General features: G+C 72.6%; 9 protein-coding genes. 4 read left to right on the forward strand and 5 right to left on the reverse strand.

The genetic code is table 11. From position 1 onward, the window contains the following. Both H5J33_RS15170 and H5J33_RS15175 read right to left on the reverse strand, forming a co-directional pair. Positions 1-379 (reverse strand): TetR family transcriptional regulator (locus tag H5J33_RS15170; RefSeq protein WP_181795453.1); only part of this gene is annotated, 379 nt, incomplete at its 3' end. Positions 380-955: 576 nt separating this feature from the next. Then, a complete protein-coding gene (locus H5J33_RS15175; protein ID WP_181795445.1) occupies positions 956-1,954 on the reverse strand; it encodes an RNA polymerase sigma factor RpoD/SigA in 999 nt (332 codons plus the stop codon). A 191-nt stretch (positions 1,955-2,145) separates the two neighbouring features. On the opposite strand from H5J33_RS15175, the gene H5J33_RS15180 reads away from it, so the two are divergent. Beyond that, positions 2,146-2,664 (forward strand): GNAT family N-acetyltransferase, encoded by a 519-nt coding sequence (locus H5J33_RS15180; protein ID WP_181795446.1) that lies wholly within the window; start codon positions 2,146-2,148, stop codon positions 2,662-2,664. Positions 2,665-2,692: 28 nt separating this feature from the next. Here H5J33_RS15180 and H5J33_RS15185 read toward each other — a convergent pair whose 3' ends face one another. Beyond that, the gene (locus tag H5J33_RS15185; RefSeq protein WP_181795447.1) at positions 2,693-3,484 is read right to left on the reverse strand and encodes a dioxygenase; all 792 of its coding nucleotides are present in this window, start codon (positions 3,482-3,484) and stop codon (positions 2,693-2,695) included. A 107-nt stretch (positions 3,485-3,591) separates the two neighbouring features. On the opposite strand from H5J33_RS15185, the gene H5J33_RS15190 reads away from it, so the two are divergent. Continuing rightward, positions 3,592-4,101, forward strand: a complete 510-nt coding sequence (locus tag H5J33_RS15190) for a MarR family winged helix-turn-helix transcriptional regulator (protein ID WP_181795448.1) — start codon at positions 3,592-3,594, stop codon at positions 4,099-4,101. Between the two features lie 13 nt (positions 4,102-4,114). On the opposite strand, the gene H5J33_RS15195 is transcribed toward H5J33_RS15190, so the two are convergent. Both H5J33_RS15195 and H5J33_RS15200 read right to left on the reverse strand, forming a co-directional pair. Continuing rightward, positions 4,115-5,653 carry an MFS transporter gene (locus H5J33_RS15195; RefSeq protein WP_181795449.1) on the reverse strand — a complete coding sequence of 513 codons (1,539 nt, stop codon included), beginning with the start codon at positions 5,651-5,653 and terminating at the stop codon, positions 4,115-4,117. Positions 5,654-5,820: 167 nt separating this feature from the next. Continuing rightward, complete coding sequence (locus H5J33_RS15200; protein ID WP_181795450.1) at positions 5,821-6,468, reverse strand: TetR/AcrR family transcriptional regulator; 648 nt, start codon at positions 6,466-6,468, stop codon at positions 5,821-5,823. Between the two features lie 276 nt (positions 6,469-6,744). Between H5J33_RS15200 and H5J33_RS15205 the strand changes: the two genes are divergently transcribed. Together H5J33_RS15205 and H5J33_RS15210 are read left to right on the forward strand one after the other, a co-directional pair. Next, positions 6,745-8,055, forward strand: a complete 1,311-nt coding sequence (locus H5J33_RS15205; RefSeq protein WP_181795451.1) for a M6 family metalloprotease domain-containing protein — start codon at positions 6,745-6,747, stop codon at positions 8,053-8,055. Positions 8,056-8,119: 64 nt separating this feature from the next. Continuing rightward, positions 8,120-8,602 (forward strand): helix-turn-helix domain-containing protein (locus H5J33_RS15210; RefSeq protein ID WP_181795452.1); only part of this gene is annotated, 483 nt, incomplete at its 3' end.

An 8,602-nucleotide genomic window follows, 5' to 3' on the forward strand; every position in this document is an offset into this window, starting at 1 on the left:
TCTCCGCCAGCGCGCCCTCCGACGCCTGGCACACCTCGGCCCAGACCTTGCGCAGGGCCGGACTGGTGCCGGCCAGGCGGACCAGGGTGCGCAGCCACTCCCAGGACGCGGCCGAGACGCCGAGGCCGGGGGTGAGGGTGTGGCGGACCGCGTGTTCCAGGGCCTGCGGGACGGGCAGGCCGGCCGGGGCCGTGCGGACCGCCTCGATCCAGCGCTGGGCGCCGGCGGCGTAGAGGGGCGCGACCGCCTCCTCCTTGGTGGCGAAATAGCGGTAGAACGTGCGCGGGGCGATGCCCGCGGCCTGGGCGATGTCCTCGGCGCGGGTCGACCGCAGGCCCTGCCGGACGAAGAGGGCCGCCGCCGCCCGGGCGATCTCCATCCGTGTCTCGGCCTTCCGGCGTTCGGTGAGGGACACCGGCGCGGAGGCGGAAAACTGCTGGTGGGCGGGGCTTTGGGTGGTGCTCATGCCCGGCAGGCTATGCCCGTGTGGCAGAATCTGCCATCCGGCGGTCCACCCCGGGGTTCAGGTACGGGGTGGGCCGCCGTTCCAGTACGCGGGGCCCGGGCCCGGCGCGACGCGGGGCCTTGCGAGACGCGGGAGCGCCTCGCCCGCACTTGAGGGAACCCACCGGACGGAAAGAGGCCGGGCCCCGGCGCCCGGGGGGGGATAGGCGCCGAGGCCCGGCTCGGAAGGTCCCGGCGCCGGGGGGGATTGCGTCGGGACGTGGCTTTCCGTGGGTCGGCCGGCGTCGTCGTCGGCCAGGGGGTGCGGTGTGGGGGTGGGGAGTGCCGGCCCCGGGCCCGCTTGCGGGCCCGGAAGGGTTGTTCCCTCGGGCCCGGCCGTTGAAGCGACGGGAGAGCGCCATGTTTGCGCCGTCTTCCGCCACCCGGCGCGCGCACCGCGTCACGCGCTGCGCCCCGGACGCTTCCCCTGCGGCGGACCCCGGTCCCGCCGTCACGCCGCCGCGTCGAACCCCGTGTCGCGGGCCAGCTTCTTCAGCTCCAGCAGCGCGTGCTTCTCGATCTGCCGGATCCGCTCACGGGTGAGTCCGTGCTCCTTGCCGACCTCGGTCAGGGTGCGCTCGCGGCCGTCCTCGATGCCGTACCGCATCTTGATGATGGAGGCCGTGCGCTGGTCCAGGCGGCCGATCAGGTCGTCCAGCTCCTCGCTGCGCAGCAGGGTGAGCACCGACTGCTCCGGGGAGACCGCCGAGGTGTCCTCCAGCAGGTCGCCGAACTGGGTCTCGCCCTCGTCGTCCACCGACATGTTCAGCGAGACCGGGTCACGGGCCCAGTCGAGGACGTCGATGACGCGCTCCGGCGTCGAGCCCAGCTCGGCGGCGATCTCCGCGGGCTCCGGGTCGCGGCCGTGCTCGCGGTTGAACTCGCGCTGGACGCGGCGGATGCGGCCCAGCTCCTCCACCAGGTGGACGGGGAGCCGGATCGTGCGGGACTGGTCGGCGATGGAGCGGGTGATGGCCTGACGGATCCACCAGGTGGCGTACGTCGAGAACTTGAAGCCCTTGCGGTAGTCGAACTTCTCCACGGCGCGCACCAGGCCGGCGTTGCCCTCCTGGATCAGGTCCAGCAGGGGCAGACCGCTGCGCGGGTAGCGCCGGGCGACCGCGACGACGAGGCGGAGGTTGGAGCGGATGAAGACGTCCTTGGCGCGCTCACCGGCGGCCACCAGGGCCTCGAGCTCCTCACGGGTCGCGTCCGTGCGGGACTCCTCCTCGCCGTCGAGCACCTGCTGCGCGAACACGCCCGCCTCGATGGTCTGGGACAGCTCGACCTCCTTGGCGGCGTCGAGCAGCGGCGTACGCGCGATCTCGTCCAGGTACATGCCGACCAGGTCGCGGTCTGCGATCTCGCCGCCATGAGCGCGAACACTGCTTGCCGAGTCGGCCGTCTCGCCGGTGGCGGACTGACGACGGGCGACGGCACGGGTTGCCATGCGTGCTCCCTTGCGATGGTGGTCGGGCGGGTGGTCCTGCGAACGCGCGGCACTGAAGGGACTGTCTCTGGGACTCTCTCCGAGTGCCCTGCATCCGAGGGAAACAACGACTGGAATCCGGACAGAATTCCCAACCCGCCCCGCAATTTTTCTGATCATGCAGTACCCTGTCCGCCACACGGGGAGGCGAAATGCCGACGGATCGTGCCGAAGCGCAGGTCAGGCCGGGAATCGAGGGGGACCTCGACGCCCTGACGGCGATCTACAACCACTACGTCCGTGAGACGGCCATCACATTCGACACCGCGGTGTTCACCCCTGCGGAGCGCCGCCCCTGGCTGCTCTCCCACCCGGAAGACGGCCCGCACCGGCTGATGGTTGCCACGGACACCGGCTCCCGGCGCATCCTCGGGTACGCCACCTCCAGCCCCTACCGGCCGAAACCGGCGTACGGCACGTCCGTGGAGACCTCGGTGTACGTCGCCCCCGACGCGGGCCGGCGCGGCATCGGCACGCTGCTCTACGACGCCCTGTTCAAGGCCCTGGCCGAACAGGACGTCCACCGCGCCTACGCCGGGATCGCCCGGCCCAACGAGCCCTCGGAGCGGCTGCACGCCCGCTTCGGCTTCCGGCACGTCGGCACGTTCCACGAGGTCGGCCGCAAGTTCGGCCGCTACTGGGACGTGGCCTGGTACGAGAAGGAGCTCTGACCGGGGCGCCCTCGCCCCGGACCGCTCCTCATCCGAACTGCACGGACCGCTTCGCCATTCCCATCCAGAACCCGTCGATCACCGACTTGTGCGCGTCCAGCCCGCCGCCGGCCTCCGCCGCGCCCATGGCGACGAAGAGCGGGGCGAAGTGTTCGGTGCGCGGGTGGGCGTAGCGGCCGGCCGGGGCCTTGTCCAGGAAGCCGAGCAGGGCGTCCCAGTCGCGGCCCTCCAGGGCGCGCCGGCCCCAGTCGTCGAACTCCGCCGACCAGCTCGGCACGCCCGGCCCGGTGTGCCGCAGGGCGGCGAGGTTGTGGGTGAAGAAGCCGGAGCCGACGATCAGCACGCCCTCGTCGCGCAGCGGGGCGAGCCTGCGGCCGAGGTCCATCAGGCGGACCGGGTCGAGGGTGGGCAGGGAGATCTGCAGGACGGGGATGTCGGCGTCCGGGTACATCTCGACGAGCGGCACGTAGGCGCCGTGGTCGAGGCCGCGGTCGGGGACGTCCTGCACGGGGAGCCCGGGGGCGCGCAGCAGCTTGCGGACGGCGTCGGCGAGCGCGGGGGCGCCCGGGGCGGGGTAGCGGACCGTGTAGTAGCGCTCGGGGAAGCCCCAGAAGTCGTAGACGAGCGGGACGGTCTCGACCGCGCCGAGGGCGAGCGGGGCCTCCTCCCAGTGGGCGGAGACCATGAGGACGGCGCGGGGGCGGGGCAGGGCGGCGGACCAGGCGGCGAGCTGGCCGGGCCAGACCGGGTCGTCGGCGAGCGGCGGGGCGCCGTGACTGAGGTACAGGGCGGGCATGCGCTCCTGGGCGGTGGCGGACATCGCGGCGGCTCCGGGGATCTGATGTTGCTTGAACTCTCAAGTTTCAGCCCGGGACCCTACCCGCTGCTTGTTCAAGTTTCAAGAAGCCGCCTCGTAGAGTGGGATACATGAACAAGGCACCGGACTCCGCCGCCGAGCCCCGCTGGCTCACCGCCGAGGAACAGCACGTCTGGCGCGCCTATCTGCACGCCACCACCCTCCTGGAGGACCACCTCGACCGGCAGCTCCAGCGTGACGCGGGGATGCCGCACGTCTACTACGGCCTGCTCGTCGGCCTCGCCGAGGCCCCGCGCCGCCGGCTGCGGATGACCGAGCTGGCGATGCAGGCCAAGATCACCCGTTCCCGGCTCTCGCACGCCATCGCCCGGCTGGAGAAGAACGGCTGGGTCCGCCGGGAGGACTGCCCCGCCGACAAGCGCGGCCAGTTCGCCGTGCTCACCGACGAGGGCGTCGAGGTGCTGCGGCGCACCGCGCCCGGCCATGTGGCCGCCGTGCGCCAGGCGCTGTTCGACCGGCTGAGCCCGGAACAGCAGAAGGCCCTCGGCGAGATCATGGAGATCGTCGCCGAGGGCCTCCAGCCCAAGGAAGCGGGTGCGGACCTGCCCTGGCTCCGCTAGCTCACCGCGGCGGTCAGTGGGCGACCACCGGCACCGGGACCTCGTCCTCGGCGCCCTCGCCGGTCATCACGGCGGTCGTGTTCGGGCGGCCGGCGTTGACGAAGGTGAAGGCGATCAGCGAGGCGAGCGCCAGGATGCCGACGGCGACCCAGATCGCGGCCGTGTAGCCGTGGACCATGCCCTGGAGCCCGACCAGCTGCTGCCGCGGCGTGCCGGCGGCCCCGGCGATGTGGTCCTTGACGTACGAGGTGGTCGCCGAGGAGGCGATCGTGTTCAGCAGGGCGGTGCCGATCGCGCCGCCCACCTGCTGCGAGGTGTTGACCATCGCGGAGGCGACACCGGCGTCCCGGGGCTGGACACCCTGGGTGGCCAGGGACATCGCCGGCATGAACGCCGTACCCATGCCGAGGCCGAGCAGCAGCATGGCGGGCAGCAGCAGCGCCGGGTAGGAGGAGTCGATCTCCAGCTGGGTCAGCAGCAGCATGCCGACGCCGGCGACCAGGAAGCCGGGGCCCATCAGCAGCCGGGCCGGCAGCCGGGTCATCAGCCGGGTGCCGATCTGGGTGGAGCCGGTGATCATGCCGACCACCATCGGCAGGAAGGCGAAACCGGTCTTGACCGGCGAGTAGCCCTTCACGACCTGGAGGTAGTAGGTCAGGAAGAGGAACAGGCCGAACATGCCGATGATCGCCAGACCCAGCGAGAGGTAGATACCGCCGCGGTTGCGGTCGGTCACCACGCGCAGCGGCAGCAGCGGGGCCTTGACCTTGGTCTCGACCAGCACGAACGCGAGCAGCAGCACGACGGAGGCGACGAACATCGACACGGTCACCGTGTCGCTCCAGCCGTCGGACTCGGCACGGGTGAAGCCGTAGACGAGCGCGACCAGGCCGAGGGTGGAGAGCAGGACGCCCGGGATGTCGAGCGGGTTGCGGTTGCGGCCGCCCTCCGGCTCCCGGATGACGAAGTAGGCGCCGGCCGCGGCGACCACGGCGAACGGGACGTTCACGAAGAAGGTCCAGCGCCAATTCAGGTACTCGGTGAGGAAGCCGCCGAGGATCAGGCCGACGGCACCGCCACCGCCCGCGATGGCGCCGTAGATGCCGAACGCCTTGGCGCGCTCCCTGGCGTCCGTGAACATCACGGCCAGCAGGGACAGCGCGGCCGGGGCGAGCAGCGCGCCGAAGACGCCCTGGAGGGCGCGGGCGCCGAACATCAGCGGGCCGGTGGTGGCGGCACCGCCGAGCGCGGAGGCGGCGGCGAAGCCGGCCAGGCCGAGCACGAAGGTGCGCTTGCGGCCCCACAGGTCGGCGACCCGGCCGCCGAACAGCAGCAGACCGCCGAAGGCGAGCGCGTAGGCCGTGATCACCCACTGCTTGTTGCCGTCGGATATGCCCAGGTCCTTCTGGGCCGCGGGCAGGGCGATGTTCACGATGGTGGCGTCCAGGACGACCATCAGCTGGGCGAGCGCGATGAAGACGAGCGCCTTCCAGCGGTTGGCGTCACCGCTCGGGGCGGCGAGGCCGGCAGCCTTGCGGGCTGTTTCGGACATGGGGATACCCACTTCAGGACTTCGGAGCCTTGGGACTCGGCTGGTGACGGACAGCGTGGTGAAAAATGCTGAGAAAACGGAGTAAGGCGGAACGGTGAACGGGAAGGGAACGGCCGTACGAACCGCCGTACCGTCGGTGGACCGGGCGCGGGAGCTGAACTAATCGGTCAGGAGGCGCGCAGCTCCTTGATGCTGACGGCCTTGCCCGGCAGGGCGGAACGGGCGGGCGCCCGCAGGCCGTCGAGGAACAACTGCAGCAGTCGGTGGACGAAGCGGTCGCCGCGCGGGCAGTCCGTGCCGGCCGGGGGCCGGCTCAGCTGGGCCACGGCGATCATCAGATCACCCACACCGACATCCGGCCGGAGCTGCCCGGCCGCCTTGGCCCGGCCCATGACCTCCTCGATGAGCCGCTCGACGCGCTCACGGGAGGCCACCAGGTCGGGGTGGTGCTGGTCGAACGTGCCGGACACCATCGGGCACAGCGCGCCGATCCGCTCGTCAGCGGAGGCGTGCACGAAGTGCTCCAGGGCGGTGAAGGCGTCCCCGCTCTCCGCGAGGGCCCGCTCGGCCGCCGCGGCCGTGCGGTCCATCACGGAGCAGACGACCTCGCGGACGAGGGCGTCCCGGTCGGGGAAGTTGCGGTACACCGTGGCGTTGCCGACGCCGGCCCGGCGGGCGATGTCGTCCATCGGCACGTCCGGGCCGTGCTCGACGATCATCTCCCGGGCGGCGCCGACGATCCGCTCCCGGTTGCGCAGGGCGTCGGCGCGCGGCCGGGTCACCTTTCGCTCGGCGGGGGCGGTGGCGGCGGACACGGCGTACTCCTTGGCTTGAGGGGCGAACCGGGGAAGGACTCCCCGTTTCGCTCGGACACAGGGCTAAACGGGGAAAGCGTCCCCGGTTATTTCCCGCCGGGCCGAAGAATCACTGTGACCTGGGACACAAGCACCGTCCGCCGGGTTTCACCCGGTCGCGGACCCGGTTTCCCCCCCTCGGTCTCCTCCAGCGCGCGCCCGCCGCCCCGCCGCCCCAGGGTGAGCGCAAGGGTGCAGCCGGTGACCGGCGGCTGCCGTGGCGCGAAAGGTCCCTGCATGCAGCCGCATCCGCAGCCCCGCCGCCGCATACGCCCGCGCCGGGTGGCCGCCCTGACCCTGGTGAGCGCGCTGACCCTCGCGGTCGGCACCTCGGCCGGGAGCGGACACCTGACGGCGCCCACCGCCGCCGGGCCCCTCGGACCGGCCCGCTCCTCCGCGCTCCTGCCCTGCATGATCCGTGGCGGTATGGACGTGCAGATGACCGAGGGCCTGCCCACCCCGCCCGGCTACTCCCGCTCCACCGGCACCGTCCACGCCCTGACCCTGATGGTCGACTTCCCCGACGCGCCCGGCGAGGGCGACGCGATGGACCGCTTCCACGAGTTCTTCCCGCGCACCCAGGACTGGTTCCACACCGCCTCGTACGGCCGCCTCGACTACCGGCCCGAGACCCCCGTCACCACCTGGCTGCGCATGCCGAAGCCGTTCCGGGAGTACGGCATAGAGCGCGGCGCGCCCTTCGACCCCGGCTACCGCAGCCTGGTGCAGGACCTCGTGGCCGCCGCCGACCCGGCGGTGGACTTCCGCGACTACGACCTGCTGAACGTGCTGGTCACCCCGAACGCCGGCCCCTCCGCCCTGGACACCGTGCTGTCCGTGACGTTCGCCGGCAACGACGACGCCCCGGTGGCCGACGGCGTGCGCATCTCCAACGCCTCGTTCGTCTACTCCCGCCAGGACGACGGCTCCGGGTCCTACGACCGCACCGGATACCGGGTGCTGCCGCACGAGAACGGCCACACCTTCGGCCTGCCCGACCTGTACACGCAGGACGGCGGGGGCGCGGTCGGGCACTGGGACATCATGAGCGAGGACTGGGGGGCCAACAACGACCTGCTCGGCTGGCACAAGTGGAAGCTGGGCTGGCTGGACGGCGGGCAGGTCGGCTGCGCGGCGGCCCCGGGCAGCGCCGAGTTCACCCTCTCCCCGCTGTACCAGCAGGGCGGCGGCAAGCTGGTCCTGATACCGGTCACCGCGCGCACCACCTACGCGCTGGAGGTCCGCGCCCAGGGCGGCAACGACGAGGCGGTGTGCCGTCCCGGCGTCCTGATCTACCGGATCGACGCGGCGGTGGACACCGGCCGCGGCCCGGTCACCGTCTTCGACAGCCACCGCGGCAGCGGCGGCTGCACCCGCAGCCCCAACGTCCACGCGGAACTCTCCGACGCCCCGTTCGCCGCCGGCGAGACCTTCCAGGACCCGCGGCACGGCATCAGCGTGCGGGTGGTCTCGACGGACGCGGAGGGCAACTACCGGGTCCGGGTGACCCGGGGCGGCGGGGTGGTGCAGGTGGCGGACGAGTCCTGAGGGGGCGCGGGCGGTCCTCGCCCGGTTTACCGTAGGCGTGCCCCGACGCCGTATCGGAGAGACGATGCCCGCGATGACCGCAGTGGATGCCGACGCCCGTGCCGGGGCCGGGGTGCCGGTGGAGGCGGTCGGGCCGCTGGTGCGCGGAGTGGGGGTGCTGCGCCGGCTGGCCGAGGCGGGCGGCACGCTGAGCCCGGGCGCGCTGGAGCGGGCCACCGGACTCGCCCGCTCCACGGTGGACCGGATCACCGCGACCCTGGCCCGCATGGGCTACGTACGCCTCGACGGCCGCGACGTCGTCCTCACCCCCGGCGTGCTGGAGCTGGGCAACGCCTACCTGGCCGCCCTGCGGCTGCCCGCCCTGCTCGGCGCGCGCGCCGACGCCCTCGCCGGCGAACTGGACGAGTCGGTGTCGCTGGCGGTCGCCGACCGCGACGGCATCCGCTTCATCCACCAGGCCACCCGCCGCCGGGCGCTGTCGGTCAGCTTCCGCATCGGCGACCTGCTGCCGGCCGAACGGACCGCGCCCGGCGCGCTGTTCGCCACG

Source organism: Streptomyces sp. WELS2 (genome assembly GCF_013870595.1).
Classification (GTDB): domain Bacteria; phylum Actinomycetota; class Actinomycetes; order Streptomycetales; family Streptomycetaceae; genus Streptomyces.